The sequence below is a fragment of the Pseudomonas wenzhouensis genome, assembly GCF_021029445.1.
Taxonomy (GTDB): Bacteria; Pseudomonadota; Gammaproteobacteria; order Pseudomonadales; family Pseudomonadaceae; genus Aquipseudomonas; species Aquipseudomonas wenzhouensis.
In genome coordinates, this window is sequence record NZ_CP072610.1 from 4,061,028 (window position 1) to 4,084,298 (window position 23,271).

The 23,271-nt window shown below is 62.1% G+C and carries 16 protein-coding genes and 3 pseudogenes; 8 read left to right on the forward strand and 11 right to left on the reverse strand.

All coding sequences use genetic code 11. The annotated features are described in order from the left end of the window. Positions 1-4: 4 nt before the first annotated feature. A pseudogene (locus J7655_RS18975) lies at positions 5-277 on the forward strand (hypothetical protein); the annotation flags it as partial. A 284-nt stretch (positions 278-561) separates the two neighbouring features. Here J7655_RS18975 and amaA read toward each other — a convergent pair. From amaA to amaB, 3 genes are all read right to left on the reverse strand, one after another. Then, complete coding sequence (gene amaA / locus J7655_RS18980) at positions 562-1,848, reverse strand: L-pipecolate oxidase (RefSeq protein ID WP_092377154.1); 1,287 nt, start codon at positions 1,846-1,848, stop codon at positions 562-564. Between the two features lie 82 nt (positions 1,849-1,930). Then, entirely contained in the window at positions 1,931-3,331 is a 1,401-nt protein-coding gene (gene nhaC / locus J7655_RS18985) for a Na+/H+ antiporter NhaC (RefSeq protein WP_230925739.1), read from the reverse strand. Positions 3,332-3,593: 262 nt separating this feature from the next. Further along, positions 3,594-5,084, reverse strand: coding sequence for an L-piperidine-6-carboxylate dehydrogenase (gene amaB / locus J7655_RS18990; protein WP_092377157.1), 1,491 nt, complete (start codon positions 5,082-5,084; stop codon positions 3,594-3,596). 145 nt (positions 5,085-5,229) lie between these two features. Between amaB and J7655_RS18995 the strand changes: the two genes are divergently transcribed. The 5 genes from J7655_RS18995 to J7655_RS19015 all read left to right on the forward strand — a co-directional run bounded on the left by J7655_RS18995 (position 5,230) and on the right by J7655_RS19015 (position 13,690). Beyond that, a complete protein-coding gene (locus J7655_RS18995; protein ID WP_092377160.1) occupies positions 5,230-6,141 on the forward strand; it encodes a LysR substrate-binding domain-containing protein in 912 nt (303 codons plus the stop codon). 135 nt (positions 6,142-6,276) lie between these two features. After that, the gene (locus J7655_RS19000) at positions 6,277-7,527 is read left to right on the forward strand and encodes a 2-aminoadipate transaminase (protein ID WP_230925740.1); all 1,251 of its coding nucleotides are present in this window, start codon (positions 6,277-6,279) and stop codon (positions 7,525-7,527) included. Positions 7,528-7,531: 4 nt separating this feature from the next. After that, positions 7,532-10,579, forward strand: a complete 3,048-nt coding sequence (ydiJ, locus tag J7655_RS19005; RefSeq protein ID WP_230925741.1) for a D-2-hydroxyglutarate dehydrogenase YdiJ — start codon at positions 7,532-7,534, stop codon at positions 10,577-10,579. A 256-nt stretch (positions 10,580-10,835) separates the two neighbouring features. Beyond that, a complete protein-coding gene (gene hglS, locus J7655_RS19010) occupies positions 10,836-12,221 on the forward strand; it encodes a 2-oxoadipate dioxygenase/decarboxylase HglS (protein WP_230925742.1) in 1,386 nt (461 codons plus the stop codon). A 254-nt stretch (positions 12,222-12,475) separates the two neighbouring features. Next, positions 12,476-13,690, forward strand: a complete 1,215-nt coding sequence (locus J7655_RS19015; protein WP_092377173.1) for a DUF3422 domain-containing protein — start codon at positions 12,476-12,478, stop codon at positions 13,688-13,690. 61 nt (positions 13,691-13,751) lie between these two features. On the opposite strand, the pseudogene J7655_RS19020 reads toward J7655_RS19015, so the two are convergent. Beyond that, positions 13,752-13,955 (reverse strand): annotated as a pseudogene (locus tag J7655_RS19020) (tartrate dehydrogenase); the annotation flags it as partial. On the opposite strand from J7655_RS19020, the pseudogene J7655_RS19025 reads away from it, so the two are divergent. Beyond that, a pseudogene (locus tag J7655_RS19025) lies at positions 13,928-14,062 on the forward strand (IS4 family transposase); the annotation flags it as partial. The pseudogenes J7655_RS19020 and J7655_RS19025 overlap by 28 nt on opposite strands. Positions 14,063-14,558: 496 nt before the next feature. Here J7655_RS19025 and J7655_RS19030 read toward each other — a convergent pair. The 4 genes from J7655_RS19030 to J7655_RS19045 all read right to left on the reverse strand — a co-directional run bounded on the left by J7655_RS19030 (position 14,559) and on the right by J7655_RS19045 (position 18,449). After that, a complete protein-coding gene (locus tag J7655_RS19030) occupies positions 14,559-14,969 on the reverse strand; it encodes a hypothetical protein (protein ID WP_230925743.1) in 411 nt (136 codons plus the stop codon). Between the two features lie 224 nt (positions 14,970-15,193). After that, on the reverse strand, positions 15,194-15,412 hold the full coding sequence (locus J7655_RS19035) for a helix-turn-helix transcriptional regulator (protein ID WP_307692157.1): 219 nt from the start codon (positions 15,410-15,412) through the stop codon (positions 15,194-15,196). A 206-nt stretch (positions 15,413-15,618) separates the two neighbouring features. Then, complete coding sequence (locus J7655_RS19040; RefSeq protein WP_230925744.1) at positions 15,619-16,962, reverse strand: site-specific integrase; 1,344 nt, start codon at positions 16,960-16,962, stop codon at positions 15,619-15,621. A 386-nt stretch (positions 16,963-17,348) separates the two neighbouring features. Beyond that, a complete protein-coding gene (locus tag J7655_RS19045; RefSeq protein WP_230925745.1) occupies positions 17,349-18,449 on the reverse strand; it encodes a GGDEF domain-containing protein in 1,101 nt (366 codons plus the stop codon). Between the two features lie 188 nt (positions 18,450-18,637). Between J7655_RS19045 and J7655_RS19050 the strand changes: the two genes are divergently transcribed. Beyond that, a complete protein-coding gene (locus tag J7655_RS19050; protein ID WP_230925746.1) occupies positions 18,638-20,098 on the forward strand; it encodes a sigma-54 interaction domain-containing protein in 1,461 nt (486 codons plus the stop codon). 49 nt (positions 20,099-20,147) lie between these two features. Here J7655_RS19050 and J7655_RS19055 read toward each other — a convergent pair whose 3' ends face one another. The 3 genes from J7655_RS19055 to J7655_RS19065 all read right to left on the reverse strand — a co-directional run bounded on the left by J7655_RS19055 (position 20,148) and on the right by J7655_RS19065 (position 23,219). Then, the gene (locus J7655_RS19055; protein ID WP_230925747.1) at positions 20,148-20,684 is read right to left on the reverse strand and encodes a cytochrome b/b6 domain-containing protein; all 537 of its coding nucleotides are present in this window, start codon (positions 20,682-20,684) and stop codon (positions 20,148-20,150) included. Continuing rightward, positions 20,684-20,950, reverse strand: a complete 267-nt coding sequence (locus J7655_RS19060; RefSeq protein ID WP_147811145.1) for a PepSY domain-containing protein — start codon at positions 20,948-20,950, stop codon at positions 20,684-20,686. The genes J7655_RS19055 and J7655_RS19060 overlap by 1 nt, the downstream gene beginning before the upstream one ends. A 184-nt stretch (positions 20,951-21,134) precedes the next feature. Next, on the reverse strand, positions 21,135-23,219 hold the full coding sequence (locus J7655_RS19065; protein WP_230925748.1) for a TonB-dependent copper receptor: 2,085 nt from the start codon (positions 23,217-23,219) through the stop codon (positions 21,135-21,137). Positions 23,220-23,271: the final 52 nt, after the last annotated feature.

Here is a 23,271-nt window from a genome sequence, read left to right on the forward strand (position 1 = left end):
GGGGGAACAGCGCAGAATTATCGTGGCAGCCCACGGAGGCGCACTACAGAAGTCGAGTTTGGATACCGCCTGGCAGCGTCTGGTGCACCAGGCTCTTGAGAACGGAATAATGACTACCGAGCAGCGCTTCGGCCTTCATGACTTCAAAAGACGAGGAATTACGGACACTGCTGGCAACCGGGCAGAAAAGCAGGAAGCGAGTGGACATCGCGACGCTTCAATGCTTGATGTCTACGATCTCAGTGTACCGATTGTAGATCCTGCCGGGGATAGCTGAGCTACTGCTCTTTTAAGGCGGTAGCCTCAGCCAACGTATCCGAGCGCCCTACTGGGCGCCGGTTTTTGACAGGTAGGACGCATTACATCAATACGCTCCATCAAACCAAGAAGTACGGCCCCTAAAGGTCGAGCTCGTTAGGTCATATGTAGAGCCTTGTACAACAACGTTCGATCTAATCGATCGATCAGATCTACAAATTTCCGTCTTGCGTGGCGCCTGAGCTCGGTCATCCGACCAAGTCTGTACTGATGACTGAAGCAGGCACGAGTCTAGCAAGCAGCTCAAAGCACCACTTTCAAACACTGCCCGGCGTGATAGAGAGAAAAACCCGTCTCGTAAAAGTAACTGCGCAACGCCGGCATCGATACTTTCTGAAACGGCTCGAAAGGCAGCGGAAGCGATTCGGAATTATCCGTAAGCAGGAAGTCTGCTAATGCCCTACCAATTATCGTTCCGGTAGTATTGCCCCGACCGTTATAGCCAGCCACAGCCACCAGGCCAGCCGCTGGCTGGAATACGCGCATCAGGTGATCCGGCGTGAAGTCAATGCAGCCGGTCCAGTGCATCTGCCACTCCACGCGACCCAATGCAGGGAAGTAGTGCTGCTGGATGCGGTCGGCCCAGCGCCGGATAAACCAGTCAGGCTTGTTGCTCGCCTTGCCCAGGCTGCCCAGCAGCAGGCGGCCTTCGGCATCGCGGCGGATGCTGCTGAGTACCGTACGGGTGTCCCAAGAGCCCTGGCCGTGCCTGAGAATATCGTCAGCCGCCGCGCCACTCAGAGGTACTGAGGCCACCTGGTAGTAGTAGCCACGGAAAAAACTACGACGCTGCTCGGTCCACTCACCTTCGGTGTAGGCACCAGTAGAGATTACCACTTGGCTGGCGCGGACTTCGCCATTCTCGGTGCGCACTAGCCAGTCACCGCCCTGCCGCTGCAGTTGGCTGACAGGCGAATGCTGGTACAACGCGCCGCCTAGGCGTTGCAAGGCCTGCGCCAGGCCGACAGTGTAGGCCATTGGGTTAATGACGCCGGCACGGCGGTCGAGCAGCGCGCCAGTGACCTTGTCGGTACCGCAATGATCGATACAGACGGCGCCGGTAAGCAGTTCGACATCAGCTCCCCTCCTTTGCCACTGCGCCTCGCGGGCACGCAGGTCGTCAAGACCGGCGTCGTTGTGGGCCATGTGCAGGCTACCTTGGTTACGTGCCTGACAGTCGATGCCGTAGCGGCGGATCTGCGCGAAAACCTCGGCCGGCGCCTGGCCGAGCGCGCTATTGAGCCGCTCGCCCTGCTTCTGGCCGAGCACCGCGACGACGTCATCAGGCTTAATCCAGGTGCCGGCGTTGACTAGACCCACATTGCGCCCTGAGCCGCCGTGGCCGACCTCATGGGCCTCCAGCAGGCACACTGTCTTGCCCTGTTCGAGCAGGCGTAGCGCGGCGCTGAGGCCGGTGATGCCACCGCCGATGACGCACACGTCGGCCTTAACCACGCCCTTCAGCGCCACGACGTCGATGCGCACAGGCGTGGCCTTTTCCCAGAGGCACTGTTGATGAAAAACCGTCATGTCATATACCTCTTCAACATCCACATCAGTTAGCGCGGTAAAGAGAAAATCCCCCGGCACGCCGGGGGAGGGTGTGACCCGTTCAGCGCTGCACGGCAGCAGCCGGGTAGGCTTCGTCGATCTCAGCCTCGACGGCTGCGGGTTCGACACGCGGCATGAACAGGCCGGTGGCGGCCCAGATCAGGCCGATCACGGGCGACAGCCAGCAGGCAAAGGCCACCGGGGCGTACAGCAGCGTCGGCACACCGAGGGACGAGGAGACGAAAGCGCCGCCCATGTTCCACGGAATCAGCGGCGAGCACAGAGTGCCGCAATCCTCGATGCTGCGCGATAGCACGGTCGGCTTGTAACCCATGGCCGCGTACTTGTCCTTGAGCAGTTGTCCTGGGAGCACCAGCGAGGTGTAAACATCGCCAACCAGGGTGCCGACACCCAGCACGCTGGCATGGCTGCTGAGCACCAGGCCGAAGCGACCCTTGATAACCTGATCGAGTTTCTTGCGGATGGCGTCGAGGGTGCCATGGGCCTCCAGGGCGCCGACGAAGGCCAGCGCGATCAGGGTCAGGGTAATCACCCAGGTCATTGACATGATGCCGCCCTTGGACAGCAGCTTGTCCACCGACTCGATCCCGGTCTGGCTGACGAATCCGTTCTGCAGGATGTTGGTCATCTCCTTGATGCCGACGCCCTGATAGAACACCGCCACGGCCACGGCCAGCACTACCCCGGCGAACATCACCGGCAGCGCCGGTGCCTTGCGCATGGCCAGGATGATCACCACCAGCGGCGGTAACAGGGTCAGCAGGCCGATCTTGTAGTGCTGCTCGACGCCGGCACGCATCAGTTCGATGCTGCTGGCATCCACCGCATTGTCGGCGAAGCTGGCGCCGATCCAGGCGTACAGCACCAGGGAAATCAGCATGGCCGGCACGGTGGTGGCCAGCATGCTCTTGATGTGGCTCCACAGGTCGGTGCCGCACACGGCCGGGGTCAGGTTGGTGGTTTCCGACAGCGGCGACATCTTGTCACCGAAGAAAGCGCCGGAAACGATTGCCCCGCCAGTCAGGTAGGCCGGTACGCCGAGGCCTTCGCCGACGCCCATCAGTGCCAGGCCGACGGTGCCGACCGTGCCCCAGGAGGTACCGGTCATCAGCGAGATCAGCGAGCAGAGCAGGCAGGTCATCACCAGGAAGCTGCCGCCGGACAGGTAGCTGAAGCCGTAGTAGAGCAGCGTCGGCACGGTGCCGGAGGCGATCCACGAGCCTATCAGCATGCCGATACACATCAGGATGAAGATGGCCGGAATGCCGATCTGCACCACCTTGAACATCGACGCCTCGATGCTGAACCAAGGTGTACCCCGGAATACCGCAAACAGTCCGCACACCAGCACACCAAAGGCAAGCGGCACATGGGGGGTGAAATCCTCGAAGACGAAGAACTGGACCATCAGCAAGATGGCGGTAATTACGAGGGGAGCCACTGCCACAGCAAAGGACGGTGCCTCCCTGGTCACTTCTTTATGAGCGTCCAAGGTAAAACTCCTCTGATTTACGGGGGCAGTAAGCAAAATGGGGTGTAGCACTCATGGCGAGCCTCTCTTGTTGTTATTGCTCTGCATTCACGGCCTTTGCTACCCATGATGCCTACGGGCAAAGACCGCCTTATAAGGGTTGACGACTACTGATTCTCCGTGCCTAAGTGGGAACGCCATGCCGAACCTGGCCGACATGGCTAACGCTTGGTCAGTCGAAGACGATCCCCTGAGCCAGGGGCAGCTCGCGGGAATAGTTGATGGTGTTGGTCTGACGGCGCATGTAGGCCTTCCATGAATCGGAGCCGGACTCGCGGCCGCCGCCGGTTTCCTTCTCGCCGCCGAACGCCCCGCCGATCTCCGCACCGCTGGTGCCGATGTTGACGTTGGCGATGCCGCAGTCGCTGCCCGAGGCGCTCTGGAAACGCTCGGCCTCGCGCACATCGGTGGTGAAGATGCAGGACGACAGACCCTGCGGCACTTCGTTGTTTAGTGCCAGCGCCTGCTCGAAATCGTCGTAGGCAAGAACGTAGAGAATCGGCGCGAAGGTCTCGTGACGCACCACTTCGCTCTGCGCTGGCATCTCGACGATCGCTGGGGCGACGTAGTAGGCGTTGGGGTACTGCTCCTGCAGGCGACGCTCGCCACCGAACACCGCGCCACCCTCGTCGCGCGCACGCACCAGGGCGTCCTGCATGGCATCGAAGGCCTGTTTATCGATCAGCGGGCCGATCAGGTTGCCGGCACGCGGGTCGCCGATGCGCACCTTGGCATAGGCGGCCTTGACCCGGGCCAGCACTTCGTCTTTCACCGAACGGTGCACGATCAGGCGGCGCAGCGTGGTGCAGCGCTGGCCGGCGGTGCCCACCGCGGAAAACAGGATGCCGCGCACAGCCAGGTCGAGGTCAGCGCTAGGGGTGAGGATCATCGCGTTGTTACCGCCCAGCTCGAGGATGCTGCGGGCGAAGCGCGCGGCGACGCGCGGGCCGACTGCACGACCCATGCGGGTGCTGCCGGTGGCACTGACCAGCGGTACGCGCGCATCATCCACCAACGCCTCGCCGGCCTTGGCATCGCCGACGATCAGCTGGCTGAGATTCGCCGGTGCATCGCCGAAACGCGCCAGCGCCTTGTCGAACAGCGCCTGACAGGCCAGCGCGGTCAACGGAGTCTTTTCAGACGGTTTCCAGATCACGGAGTTGCCACACACCAGCGCTAGCGTGGTGTTCCAAGCCCAGACCGCGACCGGGAAGTTGAATGCACTGATCACCCCGACCACGCCCAGCGGGTGCCAGGACTCGCGCATATGGTGGCCCGGGCGCTCGGATGCGATGGTCAGGCCGTACAGCTGGCGCGACAGGCCGACGGCGAAGTCGCAGATATCGATCATCTCCTGCACTTCGCCCAGGCCTTCCTGGGTGATTTTGCCGGCTTCGATCGACACCAACTCGCCGAGCTGGGTCTTGTATTCGCGCAGCACTTCGCCGAATAGGCGCACCAGCTCACCACGACGCGGGGCTGGGACGTTGCGCCAACTAAGGTAGGCCTGATGCGCCGCATCCACCTTGGCCGGTACGACGTCGGCGCTTTCCAGGCTGATCGAGGCGATCAGCCTGCCGTCGATGGGACTGTGCACGGCATGATCGCCGCCTTGGTACGCGTGGGCTTGCACGCCGAGGGTGTTGAGCAGCTCGCCAACCATATTGTTCTCCTACATCCGCTGAGCACTGGGGTTCATTGACGAGGGTCAGTATCGAACCGATTTGCGCAGGCCAACAAACGACCTTTACGCACCACATCATTCCCCAGCAGAATGAACTCACCATTCACCTGCCCGTGAGACCAACATGCCCAAGCGCCTGCTGCCCACCATGACCGCCCTGCAGTGCTTCGAGGCCGCCGCCCGTCATATGAGCTTCACCCGCGCCGCCGAAGAGCTGTTCCTGACTCAGAGCGCGGTGAGCAAACAGGTCGCCCAACTCGAGGACATGCTCCAGCACCTGCTGTTCCATCGCGTACGTCGGCGCCTGCAGCTGACCCCGGCAGGCGAACTGTACCTGGCCGAGGTCAACAAGATCCTTACCCAGGTGGACATCTCCAGCCGCTACATCCTCTCCTACGGTGGCGAAACCGAGGTGCTGCGGGTGGCCACCCAACCGACCTTTGGCGCGCGCTGGCTGATCAGCAACCTCAAGGGCTTCTCCAAGCACCACCCCAATATCCACCTCGATATCAGGAGCGAGCTGGAGCCTTTCGATCTGGTGCAGGCCAAGGCGGACGTAGCCTTCTTCTACGGCCAGGGTTCCTGGCCGGGGGCTACCTGCATCGAACTTTTCGGCGAGGAGGTGGTGCCAGTGTGCTCGCCGGACGTGTTGCAGGGGCGTGCGCTACGAGGCGCCACAGAGCTGGCCGAGTTCGTCCTGCTGCAGTGCACGTCGCGCCCCGAGGCCTGGCACGAATGGTTCGAGGAACAAGGCATCGACACCGAGCACAGCTATCATGGGCCGCGTTTCGACACCTTCTACATGTGCATCCGTGCTGCCCGCGCGGGATGCGGCATCGCCCTGGTGCCGCGTTTTCTGGTCGAGGACGAACTGGACGACGCCAAGCTGGTGATTCCCTGGGTTCATCACAAGCCCAGCGAAGGCTCGCATTACCTGGCCTATGCCGAGCAGTCGATCGATATTCCCAAGGTCAGAAGCTTTGTCGATTGGATACTGGACAAGGCGCATAGCCGGCAGGGGCATGCTAGTTCCTGAATCTTTGGAATGACCCGGTAATTTTTTTTCGTTTGTGCAGCCTCGGCCTTCCTCGTTTTCATAGAAGGGAATCCCCCCTTCGACGAGGAACGCCGCAATGTCATTTCATGCCTCCGCGCTGCCCGAGGGCCGCGCATGAGCACGTCGCCCATCAGTGCCTCGCTGTCCATCGTGCACCCTATAGCTCTCAGTCACGGCCGCAACGCCGAGGTTTGGGATACCGAGGGCAAGCGCTACATCGATTTCGTCGGCGGCATCGGCGTACTCAACCTCGGTCACTGCCATCCAGGTGTGGTCGCCGCCATTGGCGCGCAGGCCCAGCGCTTGACCCACTCGGCCTTCAACGCAGTTCCGCACAGCGGCTACCACCAACTTATGGACGCTCTCGCCGCATTCATCCCGCTCAGCTACCCACTAGCTGGCATGCTCACCAACAGTGGCGCGGAAGCGGCGGAAAATGCACTGAAAATCGTTCGCGCCGCCACCGGACGCAGTGTGGTGATCGCCTTCGACGGCGGCTTTCATGGTCGTACCTTGGCCACGCTCAACCTTAACGGCAAGGTCGCCCCGTACAAGCAGCGTGTTGGTGTGCTGCCCGGCCCGGTCTACCACGTGCCCTACCCCAGCGCGGATACCGGCGTCAGCACCGAACAGGGCCTGCAGGCACTGGAGCGGCTTTTCAGCGTCGAGGTCGATATCAACGAAGTCGCCTGCATCATCTTCGAGCCGGTACAAGGCGAAGGCGGTTTCCTAGCCATGGACGCCGAGTTCGCACGGCGCCTGCGTGCGCTGTGCGATGCCAACGGCATCCTTCTGATCGCCGACGAGATCCAGTCCGGCTTCGGTCGCACCGGCCAGCGCTTCGCCTTCAGTCGTCTGGGCATAGAACCGGACCTGCTGCTGCTCGGCAAGAGCATCGCTGGCGGCCTGCCGCTGGGTGCGGTGGTCGGCCGCAAGGACTTGCTCGATATCCTGCCCAAGGGCGGTCTCGGCGGCACCTACTCGGGCAACCCATTAGCCTGCGCAGCCGCGCTGGCCAGCCTGGAGGCGATGAGCGACGCCAACCTGGCGACCTGGGGCGAGGCGCAGGAGCAGGCCATCGTGCGCCGCTACAACAGCTGGCGCGAACGGGCGATCTCGCCCTGCTTGGGCCGGCTGACCGGCACCGGGGCCATGCGCGGCATCGAATTGCTGACGGCAGAGGGCAAGGCCGGCACCACGCAACTCGCTGCCCTGCTGGAGGCTGCGCGTGCCAAGGGCCTGCTGCTAATGCCCAGTGGCAAGAGCCGGCACATCGTGCGCCTGCTGGCGCCGCTGACCATCGAGCCGGCGCTATTCGAGCAGGGACTGGACATTATCGAAGACTGCCTGGCAGGAATCCGTTAACCCCATGATTGCCAAAGTAGCTCCACCGGCAGCGCTCACGAGGCACTACCGCGCCTTTCTCGACTCGCTCATGCAGGCTGGCTTCCAGGGGGAAATAGCCTCCGATCATGGCAGCCGCACCGTACTGGCGACCGACAACTCGATCTACCAGCGCCTGCCACAAGCGGCGCTTTTCCCCTTACACGACGAAGACGTGCGCCTGCTGGCCAGTCTGGCCGCGCAGCCGCAGTACCGCGACATCGTCCTAACCCCGCGCGGTGGCGGTACTGGTACCAACGGCCAGTCGCTGACAAATGGCGTAGTGGTGGACCTGTCACGACATATGAATCGCATCCTCGAGATCGACGCCGACAACCGCCGCGTGCGGGTGCAGGCCGGTGTGGTCAAAGATCAGCTCAACGCCGCGCTCAAGCCGCACGGGCTGTTCTTCGCCCCGGAGCTGTCGACCTCTAACCGCGCCACCATCGGCGGCATGATCAACACAGACGCCAGCGGCCAGGGCAGTTGCACCTATGGCAAGACACGTGATCATGTGCTGCAACTGCAGACCATCCTGCTCGGCGGCGAGCGCCTGTACAGCGCCCCGCTCAGCGAGGACGAGCTGCAAAAGGTTCTGCAGGACGACAGCCGCTGTGGCGAGGTATACCGCGCCGTGCTCCATGTACACGAGCAACACGCCGGGCTGATTGAACAACGTTTTCCCAAGCTCAACCGCTGCCTGACCGGCTACGACCTGGCGCATATCCGCGACGCCGATGGCCGCTTCAACCTCAACAATATTCTCTGTGGCTCAGAAGGATCGCTCGGCTTTATCGTCGAGGCGACCCTCAACGTACTGCCGATCCCGAAGCACTCGGTGCTGGTGAATGTGTCCTACGCCAGCTTTATGGACGCGCTCAGAGATGCCCAGGCACTGATGGCCATGGCACCGCTGTCCATCGAAACGGTGGATTCGCGGGTGCTCAATCTGGCGATGAAGGACATCGTCTGGCATGACGTGGCCGAGTACTTCTCGGCCAATCCGGCCATCCCGACACAAGGCATTAACCTGGTGGAGTTCAGCAGTGAAGACGCCGCGTTGCTGGATGAGCAGGTCGAGCGCTTCACCGCACACCTGGCCAGCGATGCCAGCGTGCAGCGCCTCGGCCACACCATTGCCCGAGGTTCAGCCGCCGTGGCCAGCGTATACAACATGCGCAAACGCTCGGTGGGCCTGCTCGGCAACGTGGACGGCGAAGCGCGCCCGCAACCCTTTGTCGAGGACACGGCTGTGCCACCCGAGGCACTGGCCGACTACATCGCCGAGTTCCGCACCCTGCTCGACGGCTATCAGCTGCAGTACGGCATGTTTGGTCACGTCGATGCCGGCGTGCTGCACGTGCGCCCGATGCTGGACATGAAAGACCCTGCCCAGGTGGCGCTGATCCGCCCAATCAGCGATGGCGTGGCCGCCCTCACCCACAAATACGGCGGCCTGCTCTGGGGCGAACACGGCAAGGGCCTGCGTTCGGAATACGCGCCGCGCTTCTTCGGCGATCTGTACCCGGCACTGCAGGCGATCAAGAGCGCCTTCGACCCGGACAACCAGCTCAACCCCGGCAAGATCGCCACGCCGCTGGCGGCTGGCAGCGAGCTGACCAAGGTCGACGAAGTGCCGCTGCGCGGCGACCTCGACCGGCAGATCGACGAGCGCGTGTGGAGCAGCTACGGCGCGGCAATGCACTGCAACGGCAACGGCGCCTGCTACAACTATGATCCCAACGACGCCATGTGCCCGTCGTGGAAGGCCACCCGCGAGCGCACCCAGTCGCCCAAAGGGCGCGCCTCGCTGCTGCGTGAATGGCTGCGCCTGCAGGAGCAGGCCGGTGTCGATGTACTCGACGCCAGCCAACAGCTGCGCAATACATCGCCGCTACGCGGCCTCACCGGCCGCGTACGCAACACCCTGAGCAAACGCCGCGGCGATGAGGACTTCTCCCACGAAGTGTTCGAGGCCATGTCGGGCTGCCTGGCGTGCAAATCCTGTGCAGGGCAATGCCCGGTCAAGGTCAACGTGCCGGAGTTCCGCTCGCGCTTCCTAGAGCTGTACCACAGCCGCTACCTGCGCCCGTTGAAGGACTATCTGATCGGCTCGCTGGAGTTCAGCATCCCCTATTTCGCCAAACTGCCATGGCTCTACAACGGCCTGATGCAGCTGAATATTAGCCAAGCAATGCTGCGCCGCTACGCCGGCATGATCGACAGCCCGCTGCTCAGCCGATTCGACCTGAAGGCGACGCTAGAACGCTGGGACGTACTTGAGGCCACGCCGGAAAACCTGCGCCGGCTGCCTGCGGCGCAACGCGAACGTAGCGTGATCCTGGTACAGGATGCCTTCACCCGCTACTTCGACACCGAGGTGCTGGCGGATCTGATCGAGGTGCTCTCACGCCTGGGCGTGCAGGTACTGCTCGCGCCCTTTCTGCCCAACGGCAAGCCGCTGCAGGTACTGGGTTTCCTTGGGGCCTTCGAGAAGGCCGCGCGTCGGAATGCAGCAATGCTCAACACGTTGAGTGGCCATGGCGTGCAACTGGTGGGCCTGGACCCAGCCATGACACTGGTCTACCGCCAGGAGTACCACAAGCTCCTGGGCGATGCGGCGCCCAAAGTGCTGCTGCCGCAGGAATGGCTGGCGCAGCAGTTGGACAAGCTGCCCGCCGACGTGGTCAACCCTGGAGAAGACTACTACCTGCTGGGCCACTGCACAGAGAAGACCAACGCTCCGGCAGCGACGGCACTGTGGGTCCAGGTGTTCCAGCACCTAGGGCTGAACCTCAAAAGCCTGCCGCTGGGCTGCTGCGGCATGTCCGGCACCTATGGGCACGAGGCGGCGAACAGGCAGACGTCCGAGCGGATCTACGACCTGTCCTGGCGCGAGCGGGTCGAAGGCGACATCGACCCCGCACGCCTGCTGGCCAACGGCTATTCCTGCCGCAGCCAGGCCGAGCGCCTCAGCTCGCAGTCCCTGCCCCACCCTATACAGGCGCTTAAACGGCACTTGTGCCGGCCCTGATCCCTTTGCTCTAAGCCCCCGGCCCAGCTTGCCGGGGGTTGTTTTTATGGCCATGTCCACGTTGGTTGTTATGCGCCCCGGAGCGGATTTATCCGCGAGTTTCGCGGCTAAAGCCGCTCCTACGACGCAAGCGATTCATTCCCCCAGCGAATGAAGTACTGAGAAGATGTCGTTTGTGCCGCACCACGCCGGTGCCCAGAATCCAATCCATGCCCAGGCTTCAACCCACCCATGCCCTCCAGGAGATTGCTTGATCATGAGCAAACCGGCGTTCATCGATCCATCCGAGATTCGCGCGCAGTTCTCTCGCGCCATGTCCGATATGTACAAAGCGGAAGTCCCACTCTATGGAGATCTCCTGCAGTTGGTCGAACAAGTCAACCAGCAGGTGCTGCAAGACAGCCCCGAAATCGCCGAACAGTTGCAACACAGCGGCGAACTGGAGCGCCTGGCCATGGAACGTCACGGCGCCATCCGTGTCGGCACCGCCAGTGAGCTGGCCACCATAAGTCGCCTGTTCGCAGTGATGGGCATGCAGCCCGTGGGTTACTACGACCTCAGCCCGGCTGGCGTACCGGTCCACTCCACGGCCTTCCGCGCGGTGCATGAGGCCGCCCTGCAGCACAGCCCGTTCCGCGTGTTCACCTCACTGCTGCGCCTGGAGCTGATCGACAACCCCGAGCTGCGTGACCTGGCCGCGCGCCTGCTGGCCAAGCGCAATATCTTCACGCCGCGAGCGCTGCAACTGATCGAGCAGTGTGAGGCCGATGGTGGTCTGAATGAGGCGGACGCCAGGGAGTTCGTGACCCAGGCCCTGGAGACCTTCCGCTGGCACACCCAGGCCACCGTCAGTGCCGCCGAGTACGACCAACTGCACGCCCAGCACCGCTTGATCGCCGACGTGGTGGCATTCAAGGGGCCACACATCAATCACCTGACCCCGCGCACCCTGGACATCGACCAGATCCAGGCCGGCATGCCCACCCACGGCATCACGCCGAAAGCCGTGGTCGAAGGTCCGCCCCGTCGCCGTTGCCCGATCCTGCTGCGCCAGACCAGCTTCAAGGCGCTGCAGGAGAAGGTCGCCTTCACCGACCAGCAGGGCGCCGACGGCAGCCACACCGCCCGCTTCGGCGAGATCGAACAGCGCGGCGCCGCCCTGACCCCGAAAGGCCGCACCCTTTACGACCAACTACTCAATGCCGCCCGCGCCGAGCTCAAGGAAGCCCCCAACGAGCACAACGCAGCGCTGTATGGTGAGCTGCTGGCAAAGCACTTCCGCGCCTTCCCCGACAGCTACGCGCAGATGCGCACCGAAGGCCTGGCGTATTTCCGCTACAGCGTTACCGAACAGGGCCGCGCCGCTAGCGAGCGTCCGCAGACCCTGGAGGCACTGATAGCCGCCGGCCATATCCGCTTCGATCCGCTGGTATATGAAGACTTCCTGCCGGTCAGCGCGGCGGGGATCTTCCAGTCCAACCTCGGCGACAACGCCCAGGCTAGCTACGCGATCAGCTCCAACCAGGCGGACTTCCATCTCGCCCTCGGCGCAGAGGTACTCGACGAGTTGCAGCTCTATGCCGCCACCGAGCATCGCTCGCTCGATGAGTGTCGTGCCATCCTTGGCCTAGCGATACTCTGAACGGCGTAGTACGAGCGTAGGGTGTATGTCACCTTCTACATCCGCAGTGGTTCTGTAAAGGTGGATGAAAGAGGTGTCATCCACCCAACGCGTCAGTTATTGGGAGCAACCACAACTCTAAGCCGCCACGCGGCGATCCAGCATCTGTCCAGATGGCAGCGGATGCCCATAAACGGTGCCAGCGCCCGCGGGGGTGGCCGGCGTCGATTTCGATAACCTGCCCGGCTCCAAGTTCAGTGAACACCCACCAAACGATGCATCCCTTCCGCACCGCACTGCACGACGAGCTGCACGCGCGCCCCTCAATCTATTTCAACGAGCCGGCACATATCTATCACCTGACCCTGCTCGAATGCAGCGATGCGCTGGATAGCATCGTCGAAACCCTTGACGACCTGGCTGCGGATGCCCTGCAAGGACTGGTCAGCCTGGATGGATACGCGACCAAGTGGGAGCGGCACACCGAGTTCCTCTCCCTCACCATGGTCGTACCCAAGCAGGCTCACGCGGAGTTCTGGCCGCCGCTGCCGGAGAGCCTCGCCGCCCTGATCCGAGGGCACGAGGAGCTGCTGATCGAATGCTCGCAGGTGCTGGTGGAGTCCGCCGAGGAATGGGGAGGCAGCACCGGGCGCTATGGGTTCAGGGATCCCTGCGGCTCGCAGGTCGGCGCCGGCGACGCTGTGATCTGGAGCGATTTCCGCCTGACACCGGATGGAGTCAATCGCATCCTCCTGGTCAACCATAACCTCAATGCCTACCGCCTGGGGCGCATGGTACGCCGCCTGCTGGAGATCGAGACCTACCGTATGATGGCCTCGCTCACCCTGCCGGTGGCCAAGGATGTCGCGAGGGAACTGCGGAATTACGAGCGCAAGCTCACCGAACTGTCCGACCAGAACGCGCATTCCAGCAGCGACGCCCGGCAGATCCTAAAGAGCATCTCTGACCTTTCTTCGCGCATCGTTCGTCTGACCGCCAGGACCCGCCAGCGCTTTAGCGCCACCGAGGCCTATGCGCAGATCGTCTTCGAGCGCATCGCCGAGCTGCGCGAGAGCCACGTGCTGGGCCGCCAGCGTCTAGGCGTGTTTATCGAACGGCGCTTCCGCCCGACCGTACGCTACTGCTCGGCCACACATCAGCGTATGGAACGGGTCAAAGAGAGCGTGGCCAATCTCGGCGAACTGCTGCAGACCCGCGTACAGGTCGAGGTCGAGGAACAGAACGGCGCCATCCTGCACAGCCTCAACGAACGCGCCACCACCCAGATCAAGATCCAGAAAGCAGTCGAGGGGCTATCGATCATCGCCATCAGCTACTACCTGCTGAGCCTGCTCAAGCTGCTCTATGAAGGCGCGCGCAGCCTCGGCCTAGACCTATCGCCGCGTGACGCCAGTCTCTACGCCGCACCTGTAGTGGTGCTGGTGCTAGGCACCATCATCCGTCGCATCAGGAAGGCTCAGCGCGAGTAGCCAAGGTCAACCTCCTACCCCACGCCCCTATAACTGTGACTGGCTCGGGTGAACACCTTTTCTAGAGAGCTGCAGCGATGGCTTGGACAACTTCCTGCGTCGAAGCGCTACCCCCTAAGTCACGGGTCTTGGGTCCACTGTGGATGACCTTCTCGATAGCTGCAAGAATCCCGTCGTGAGCTGCACGATAGCGCTCGTCGCCGTTACCAAGGAAATCGAGCATCAGTGCTCCGGACCTGTGCTCAGGGGCTGAGCAATGTGCTGGCCTTGATGGCTAAAAGCCTCAGTGCCGTACGCTCAGGCCGTAGCTTTGCGCGCCAACGCAAACGCGCAGCCAGCCGAGGTTGTGAGGGCTACAAACCGACGCGCTGAAGAAACACCACCGCCCAACCTCCGTGCAAAAAAAAGCTGGCCACAAGCGGTCGGCATAGGCTCGTCCGGAGAACGAGAAATCTCGCCTAGACAGCCGGAACAGACGATGATCACATCACCGCCAGCCCAGTTAGACCGCCTGATTGAGCGGCAGAGGCCTGGTCATCGCCCGACGGCCATGGCGGCTGGCTGCTTCGGGGGGCTTGCCTTGGGCAGGGCTGCAGCTTAGGTTGATGACATTGGGGGCGGCATAGTCCCTACGGCGACGGCCTGAATAACTTCGCTGCAATCCTTGGCAGCCCGAGAGGCCGGCCACATAAACTCGACAAGCAATCGGCGTATTTCACCAGATTCGGGAAGTCTTATTCAGAGTTTCCCCAAGTAATATTCCGCTTGAGGTGGAAATCTATCTTCATCAGACGGCTGCTTCTGGCCGACAGCTGCCGGTCATATCCAGCCCAAGAGGCTATCGAGTAACTACTTAATGAGGGGCGATTCACTCATCAATACCATCGTCCGTGCTTGCGTATGCATACAACTGCCTCCGCAGATAAGTGACAGACTGAGCAGTGCGATTCAACAACCAGACTGGCTGTTTATCCGAGCACCGCGAAAAGAAGGGTATTGCCAAGTAAAGCCCTTCAGGCGCTTCCTGCTCATAGGCGTGCAAGTTCGCATGCGCGATAAGATCCGCCACCTGCGAGCGGCGCCTGGCAAGCACATCAAAAGCATCGTCATCCATTCTGGGGCGGCACCCACTAAAAGACTCCAGGGCAGTGCAGGCCGACGTCAGCCGCGCATACCGAGCCAACTCGTCTGCATGCTTCTGCGCCACTTGCGGATGGCATTTATCCGCAAGGCGTGAAGCCAGGCCCATGACCTCATCGTGAATGGGTCTACGAAACATTTGATACTCCTTGATCCCCAGCGCTCAAATCAGGCTAACGCGCGAATAAGCATGAGCTAGATCTACGCAGAACGATGCAGGTAGTGGCCAACCGTTGATACTGATTCTGGTTCAAACGGTCGACACCATATTCCTCCGACCAGCACTGTAGAAGCGATCATAGGATCAAAAGTCCTATGATCCTTTCAGGCAAAAAAATGCCGGTCATATGACCGGCCTCTTTACTATCTCGCTGCAGCTGCACTGGCTATCCAGTCGTCGACTTCGTGCTGAAGCCAGCGGCTTGCTCGGCCTATCTTCACCTGTCTCGGGAAGTCACCCTCTCGGATACGGCAGTAGATAGTTTTACGACTCAATCCGACTTTGCGGCTAACCGCATTGAAGTCCAGAAGGATCATCTCAGACATAACCCACCTCCCAGAAAGAGAGGCTGGTGGATTCATGTGGGCACTGCGGTGGTAATGCGTTCCTCATAGCTGACTGCTCTGCCGGATCATGCCTTCCAGGCATTAGTTCTACTTTTCCAATTCCGCTGCGCATCAAGTAGACAACGTCACAGCAGCAAACCTAGAGGCTCCGGATAACCTCACGCCTGTATATTTACACAGCAACCTAGGCCGCACAACAAAATACTTGACTTTCCTGGAACTTATCCTTTCTCGAACAAATCCAGCTGCTCAGCCTGATACTCATCCTCATCAGGACTATCGAGCAGGCGGCTAAGCGCTGCATCGAAAGCCTCCATGGTCGGGCGCATCTGAGGCAATTTCGCTTCGGGGTTATTGCGATAGTGCACCTCGACAACACCTGTTTGTCCGTGCGACTGCAACGCGTCGCTATCGAAATCCTTGATGCCGTGGCGCTGCATGAACTGTGTGCAGGTACGCCGGATATCACGCGGAGTAAATTTCGGCACGGGCTGGCCATCCAACTTGGCATGCTCAGTCGCAAACCACCCGGTCACCGCATGAGACAGGCTGGACGCGTGAATCGGCTTTTGTCCACCAACGCTCCAAGGGTATACGGCCCCTGGAGGCTGCAAGGCACGAACCTGTTCAAGTATCTGCAAAGCCCTGCTGCTCAAGGGAACGAAGTGAGCACGTTTTTTACTGCCACGCCCTTTGCTATCGATGATCTTCAAGTACTTCTTTTGAAAGTTGTAGCTGGTCCAAGGCTCACGGATAAACTGGAGGGGGCGCTGCCCTGCAGTAGCAAAAGCAAAGTGAAAGACACGCGCCATAATTGCACCAACCGAATCGACCTTGGTAATGGTGTGCCAAAATTGCTTCAGCTCCTTATCCGTCAGAGCGCGCTCGCCAGGCTTTGATGTGTTCGGGACAGTCACTGGATCAGCAGGATTCATCTGAAGCCCGTAGCTTTTATTACTGCTTCGGTCGATATGATGCTCAGCTTTTAAGCCAAAACTGAAAGCTGCAACGAGAAACGAACGAACCTTGCCAGTCTGACGCCCCGCACCTCTGTCCCAGATTGGTTTCAGCAGCAAATTAACATGCTCAGGCCTGACATCCTTAGCTTTCATAGCCATGACATTGAGCTTCTGCTCCTGACCATCGTCGGCCACGGACACTACTTTCTCGCCCTCCAGGTCGTTACGTAGCACGCGCTCAAACTCATCGAGCTGCTGGGCTGATACACCCGAGCGCCTACGATCTTCGATGTAATCCCGGAACAGCTCAGAAAAGGTGCCTTTTGCAGCCTCGATTTCAGCGAGACGTTGCTGCTCGTGCAGCTGGCGTTGGCGCTCAGCCTGCCGAGCCTCCTCCTCAGCAGCACACTTGGCTTGATAGGCCTTGATGTCGCCATGCTCTGCGGCAATCTTGGCGAGACGGACAGCTTGCTCGCGAATTTCAGTAAGGGAGAGACCTGGGCTCTTCAGCGTTTTCTTGAAGACACCTATCTTGACCTTCTGCCCACCCTCACCACGGCGGCGGTAGTAGGCCTCGACAGCTCCCGAGGTACGGCATTCGAACAAGATTGATCCGCTACCACGGCCTGGCAGCGAATCGGTCGCAGTCTGACCAGGCCGTAGCGCCTTCAGCTCCACATCCGTTACAAACTTCCTACTGCTCGTCTTGCCCGATGCCTATGCCATTTTGCGTACCGTTTTGCGTACCGTTTCTTAGGGCATGACCGGCCACACCCAGACCCAAGGGGAAACACCTAACCCCTTGATTTCAGGATAACGCGCTAAATCGGCTTTTTTCGGGAGACGGCGGGAAACGACCAGAAACGTGCTTTTTACTGCCTCATAATCCTTTGGTCCACGGTTCGAGTCCGTGTGGGCCCACCACCTTCAAAGCCGCGCATTGCGCGGTTTTTCGTTTCTGAGTGCTATCCACCAACGCAGCACCCGCGCAGTCACAGCCGCACATCGAACTTATCCAGCAGCAGTTCGGCCGGCAGGTCGGCGCTGACCAGTTGGTTGCGGCCACGGGCCTTACCGCTGTACAGGCGACGGTCGGCGCTGCGGTAGAGTTCGGCGGCGCTGCGGCCGTCTTCGGGCCAGGTGGCGAGGCCGAAGGTGGCGGATAGCGCGATCTGCTCGCCGTCATAGTTCAGCGGTTGTTCGGCAATCTGCCGGCGCAGTGTTTCCACCAAAGGGCCAGCACCTGCACTGTCAGTGTGGCGCAGCAGCAGGCCGAACTCCTCGCCGCCCAGGCGGCCGAGGAAGTCGGTCACGCGCAGGCGCTGCTGCAGGATCTGACAGATATGCTGCAGGGCCATGTCGCCACCCTCATGCCCCCATTGATCATTGACCTGTTTGAAGTGGTCGACGTCGAGCAGCACCAATACCAGATGCCCGTTGCTGCGTTCGGCCTCCTGGATGCTGCGCTGCAGCGCATGCTGAAAACTGCCGCGATTGGCCACGCCGGTCAGTGCATCGGTCTGCGCCAGACGCTCCAACTCTTCGTGGGCCTGCATGCGCAGGCCGTCGTAGATATGCACGAATACCAGGATCAGCATGCCACACAGGGCCGCATTGCCCAGGTCGATCAAACCGTGGGTATCGAGGCTCAGGCGATTATCGGCGCAGTACAGCAGCAGCCCGGCGAGCATGAAGGGCGCCGTGAGCAGGAAGGCGCGGCGTTTGCCCAGCAGCAGGTAGGCCAGCAGCGGGATCATGTACAGCCAGACGAACGCGGCCGCCGAGGCGTCCGGCATGATGATGATGTAGAGGATGAAACAGAAGGTAGGGATCAGGTACAGGTAGATCCAGAAGTACAGATGCCGCGCCTGTTCGATGCGCCAGGCGCCGAACAGCAGCAATACGGTGCACAACATCTCGAGGATGGCGAAAGGGTAGTTGCCAGCCAGCGTCTGCAGCACGGAGAAGCCGCCCAGGGTCAGGCCGGTGGCGAGCAGGATGGTGCGCATCAGCGCACGCTTGCCGGACTCGCGCAGGCCTTCATAGTGCCCCGCGCCTACATCCCTGTGATCGTTATAGTTTGGGTTGCCCATTTTATAGTTCAGCACCGCCGCCGTCGGTGGTGCGCAACTCCCCCGCTACGCACCATCTGGCAACTATAGACGGCCTTGCCGGTTTCACACCCTGTAGCCTGATATGCAGGTGATCAATAGCGGCTTGCCGTTGCCCGCGTGGAGCGGCGCTGCCCATAATCACGGACTCTGACTTCGGACACTCGCCCATGGCCATTTCCCGCGACGACCTCGACCAGCATGGCCTGATCATCGGCGTGTCGCCCGAGCGCTTCCGGGCGGTGGCCATGCCGCTGCTGTTCGATCACCTCGATGCGCAGTGCGAGGGCACCATCGCGGTCAATCGTCAGGCGCGTATCGTCTGGATCAACGACAAGTACGCGCAGAAGGTCGGCATTGCTGACCCGCGCACGGCGCTGGGCAAGGCAATCGAAGACGTGCTGCCGGCCAGCCGCCTGCGTGAGGTGGTGGAAAGCGGCCAGCCGAGCATGCTCGACCTGATGGCCTTCGGCAGCGAGCATTTCGTGGTGACCCGCATCCCGCTGCGCGACGAGGATGGCACGCTGGTCGGTGCGCTGGGTTTCGTCTTGTTCGACCGCGCCCGTCACCTAAAGCCGCTGATGGCCAAGTACAACAACCTGCAGACACAGCTGCTCGCCACCCAGCACGAGCTGGCCAAGGCACGCCGGGCACGCTACACCATTGCCGGCTTCATCGGCGCCAGCACGGCGGCCAGCGAGGTCAAGCGCCAAGCCCGCCGCGCTGCACAGCTCGACGCCACGGTGCTGATTCGCGGCGAGACCGGCACCGGCAAGGAGCTGCTGGCGCAAGGCATTCATAATCTGTCGCCACGGGCCAACGGACCGTTCGTCGCGGTCAACGTTGCGGCGATTCCGGAAACCCTGGTGGAGGCCGAGCTGTTTGGCACCTCACCGGGCGCCTTTACCGGCGCCGAGCGTAAAGGGCGCATCGGCAAGTTCGAGGTGGCCAACCGCGGCACGCTGTTTCTCGATGAAATCGGCGACCTGCCGCTGCCGCTGCAGGCCAAGCTGCTGCGGGTGTTGCAGGAGCAGGAGGTGGAGCCGCTCGGCTCCAATCAAGTCAAGCCGCTCAATGTGCGGGTGATCGCCGCCACCCATATCGACCTGGAAGCCAAGGTGGCCGCTGGACAGTTCCGCGACGATCTCTACTACCGCCTCAACGTGCTGGCCCTGCGCGTGCCGCCTTTACGTGAACGCGCCAGCGACATTCCCGCACTGATCGAACACCTGCTGGACGACCTGGCCAATCGTTCCGGCCTGGCGCCCCTTGAGCTGAGCGACGACGCCCTGGCCCTGCTCTGCGCCCAGCCGTGGAAGGGCAACGTGCGCGAACTGCGCAACCTGTTGGAGCGGGCACAACTGGCCGTCGATGGACACCTGAGTGGCGAAGCCGTGCGCACGCTGCTGGTCGATCCGGTGGCGCCGAGTACGCCGACGCCCACGCTGCCAGTGGCAACGAACACGGCGCAGACGCTGGCCGAACAGTTGGCGCAGGCCGAACGCCAGGCGCTGCAGGCAGCATTGGCGGCCTGCAACGGCAACCGCCAGTTGGCTGCCGAACGCCTGGGCATTTCCCGCGCCGGGCTCTATGCCAAGCTGGCGCAGCATGGATTGGGACGGCGCGGGTGAGGCGGCGCCAGTTATCGCTCAGGCGACGGTAACCGAGTCAGCGACGCGCTCAGTGCTCAGGCAGCTTGCGGCGTTTGCCGGTGACCATCGACAGCGGCAGGTTCTCGCGCAGCCGGTAGCTTTCCAGCAGCGCGGCGGCAATATGCAGGCCGACCAGCGCCATCAGCGCATTGGCACAGAATTCGTGGATGTTCAGCGGCAGATCTGCGCCCCAGAAATAATCGACCTCCTCCATCAGAAAGCCGGTTACGCCGAGGCCAAGCATCAGCGTCATCATCAGGATCATCACCAGCGCGCCCAGTGGCGAGTGCCCCAGGCGGTGGTAGGGTTGCCCGGCAATCAATGCGCGCAGGTGCGCGCCAAGGCGAGCCGGTGTGGGCCAGAAATCGCCCCAGCGCGCCGCGGGTGTACCGACGAAGCCCCATACCAGGCGGATCGCCAGCCAGGCTACGGCGTAGTAACCGAGCCAGCGATGCCAGTTCTCACCTTCTTCGGTGAAGAAGTAGTTGGCCAGGAAAGCGCCGGCCAGGGACCAGTGGAACACGCGCACCACTGGGTCCCACAGGCGTACGGTCGAAGTGCTCATCAGCCTTCTACGTTGCTCTTGACCGGCTTACCGCTGACCGGATCGAAGTAGATCTCGACCTTCTTGCCGTCCTTGTCAAAACCGTAGATTTCGTAGCAGTTGCCACCCGTGACCTTGAACTTCTTGATCTGGTAGCCCTGAGCCTTGAGGTCGGCCTGGAAGGTGTCCTGATCCTGCCACTGCGCCTTGTCGGCGGTGGTGCATTCGGTCGCGGCGAAGGTCAGCGGGCTGGCCAGAGCCAGAGACAGCAGAAGCAGTTTGCGCATGATGAAGTCCTCTTGGATGCAGGGGAAAGTGGGTCTGCGGGGACTACTTTCGCGCCACAACCTTAAGGCCGTATTAGCACGCAAAAAATCGTACCCCGGATGCAATCCGGGGCGTTCGGCAGAGCCCCCTCTCCCCTCAGCCCCGCTCCCATGAATGGCAGAGGGGAGCAACGGCACTGAAGCCTCAGAAGTCGAAATCGACCTTGGCCCAGAGGGTGCGACCCGGCTCGTCGATACGGGTGTCGGCCGGGAAGCCGAAGCCCGCATCGCCGGCCAGGTTGAGGTGCTCGGCGTAACGCTTGTCGAGCAGGTTATCCACACCGGCGCTGAGCTTGACCTGCTGGCTGACGCGATAGGCAGCGTTGAGCGAGAGCACGCCGAAGCCGGCACTGTCGGCGAAGTCCTGCCCCACCACGTTGCCGCGCCCTTCGGCGATGCGCCCCTGGCCGTCGACCACACGCCACAGGGCGCCGAAGCTCCAGTCGTCGCGCGCATAGGTCAGACCTAGGCGTGCTTCCAGCGGCGGCATCTGCGGCAGCGCTTCACCGTCACTGCTGTTCTTGCCCCAGGCGTAGGCCAGGGTCGCGTCGGCCTTCCAGTTAGCGTCGAAGGCGTAGGCCACGCCCAGCTCGCCCCCCATGATGCGCGCGTCGATGTTGTCGGCCTGAGTGCTCATGCCACGGTAGTCGAACAGGATGTAGTCGCGGATCTGCCCGGCATAAGCCGAGGCCCAGGCCTGCAGCCTGTCGTCCTGGTACTGGATGCCGATATCGAGCTGGGTGGTCTTCTCCGGCGCGATACCGTCGAAGGCATTGCGCGAACCGGCTGGGCCGTTCAGCCCGGCGGAAAACAACTCCCAGTAATCGGGGAAGCGCTGCACGTGGCCGAGGCCGGCATAAAGGGTGGTCGGCGAGCCGGACAGGTCGTGCTCGTAGCGCACGAAACCGCTGGGCAGAGTCTCGGCGCGCGTTTCGCCCGCCGTCGGGTTGGGCCGGGTCATGCCCATCATGCTGCGAAAGCTCTGCCGGTAATCCCTGGCCGAGGCGCGATCCAGGCGTGTGCCGGCGATCAGCCGCTCACGCTCGGCCAGGCGCCAGGTGGCCTCGGCAAAAGCGCCGTAGTTGTGCATCACGGCGTCTTTCACCCAGGGGAAACGGTCGGCGTCGGTGTAGCCCGTCATCATGCTGTAGGTCGAACGCCGTGCACGGTGTTCGCTGCGCTGTGCATCGATGCCGGTGATCAGCTCGACGTCGTGCCACTGCCAGGTCGCAGCCAGTCTTGCCCCCAGGGTGCGGCGGTCGACCTGCGAGGCCATGGGCATGGCCATCATGCTGCCCGGGTTCGGCACGCGCAGGCGGAAGTTATCCATGATGTGATCGGCGTAGTTGTAATAGACCTTGGCCTCGAGCTTATCCAGTACGCCACCGAGGTTGCTGCGCTCGATGCGCAGACCGAGGCTTTCGCGCTGGAACTGAGTGCCGTCCATGCCACGGCCACCGTAGCGCGCTTCGCCGTCGCCACGGCCGGCACTGAGTTCGATCAGGGTGTCGGCATCCGGCGTCCAGCCCAGGGCCACGTCGGTATTCCACTTGTTCCAGCGCGAGGCGATGGTGTCGCCGTCACCGTTGGCGTAGTCGTCCGACTGCGAACGGTTGGCCATCAGCCGCAGGTAGCCCTGCTCGCCGCCGACGGCGCCATCGATCAAGCGGTCGAAGCGACCATTGGAGCCGGCCAGCACGCTGGCATGCAGGCGCGCGCCGAGCTCGCCGAAACGCTCCGGCTCACGCTCGAAACGCACCACACCCGCCGAAGCGCCGGGGCCCCAGATCACCGTCTGCGGGCCCTTGGTCACGGTCAACAGATCGAAGGTTTCCGGCGCGATATAGGAGCTGGGTGCGTCCATCCGCCCGGGGCAGGCGCCGAGCATCTGCCCGCCATCGGTGAGCAGCAGCAAGCGTGAGCCGAACAGCCCGCGCAGCACCGGATCACTGTTGCTGCCGCCACTGCGGATCGCCGAGAAACCGGGAATGGTCTTCAGATAATCCGCCGCATCGCTGGCCGGCACCGGCTGGCGTGGCTCCTTGGGATCGGCCACCACGGTCAGCGGCGAGCGTTGCTGGATTGCCGTGATCACCGTGGGCGGCAGTTCGTGGACAGGCTCCTCGGCATGCAGCGGCGTAACGGTACAAAAACCACAGGCCACAGTCAGAGCGGAGAGGGGAAAACGAGCGCGCAGAAAAGCACGGCCCGGAACGAAGGAAACGGACATGCAGATACCTGAAAAGTCGATTGGCGATAAGGGCCGGTTAGCCCTCGCTGAG

Excerpts from the sequence above, each read along its gene's own strand:
- J7655_RS18995 (WP_092377160.1), top strand. The coding sequence starts at position 5,230 with ATGCCCAAGCGCCTGCTGCCCACCATGACCGCCCTGCAGTGCTTCGAG.
- J7655_RS19015 (WP_092377173.1), top strand. The coding sequence starts at position 12,476 with ATGCATCCCTTCCGCACCGCACTGCACGACGAGCTGCACGCGCGCCCC.
- J7655_RS19055 (WP_230925747.1), bottom strand. The coding sequence starts at position 20,684 with ATGAGCACTTCGACCGTACGCCTGTGGGACCCAGTGGTGCGCGTGTTC.
- J7655_RS19060 (WP_147811145.1), bottom strand. The coding sequence starts at position 20,950 with ATGCGCAAACTGCTTCTGCTGTCTCTGGCTCTGGCCAGCCCGCTGACC.
- amaA (WP_092377154.1), bottom strand. The coding sequence starts at position 1,848 with ATGACGGTTTTTCATCAACAGTGCCTCTGGGAAAAGGCCACGCCTGTG.
- J7655_RS19035 (WP_307692157.1), bottom strand. The coding sequence starts at position 15,412 with ATGAATCCACCAGCCTCTCTTTCTGGGAGGTGGGTTATGTCTGAGATG.
- J7655_RS19050 (WP_230925746.1), top strand. The coding sequence starts at position 18,638 with ATGGCCATTTCCCGCGACGACCTCGACCAGCATGGCCTGATCATCGGC.
- J7655_RS19000 (WP_230925740.1), top strand. The coding sequence starts at position 6,277 with ATGAGCACGTCGCCCATCAGTGCCTCGCTGTCCATCGTGCACCCTATA.
- J7655_RS19030 (WP_230925743.1), bottom strand. The coding sequence starts at position 14,969 with ATGTTTCGTAGACCCATTCACGATGAGGTCATGGGCCTGGCTTCACGC.
- J7655_RS19045 (WP_230925745.1), bottom strand. The coding sequence starts at position 18,449 with ATGGGCAACCCAAACTATAACGATCACAGGGATGTAGGCGCGGGGCAC.
- amaB (WP_092377157.1), bottom strand. The coding sequence starts at position 5,084 with ATGGTTGGCGAGCTGCTCAACACCCTCGGCGTGCAAGCCCACGCGTAC.
- ydiJ (WP_230925741.1), top strand. The coding sequence starts at position 7,532 with ATGATTGCCAAAGTAGCTCCACCGGCAGCGCTCACGAGGCACTACCGC.
- hglS (WP_230925742.1), top strand. The coding sequence starts at position 10,836 with ATGAGCAAACCGGCGTTCATCGATCCATCCGAGATTCGCGCGCAGTTC.
- J7655_RS19065 (WP_230925748.1), bottom strand. The coding sequence starts at position 23,219 with ATGTCCGTTTCCTTCGTTCCGGGCCGTGCTTTTCTGCGCGCTCGTTTT.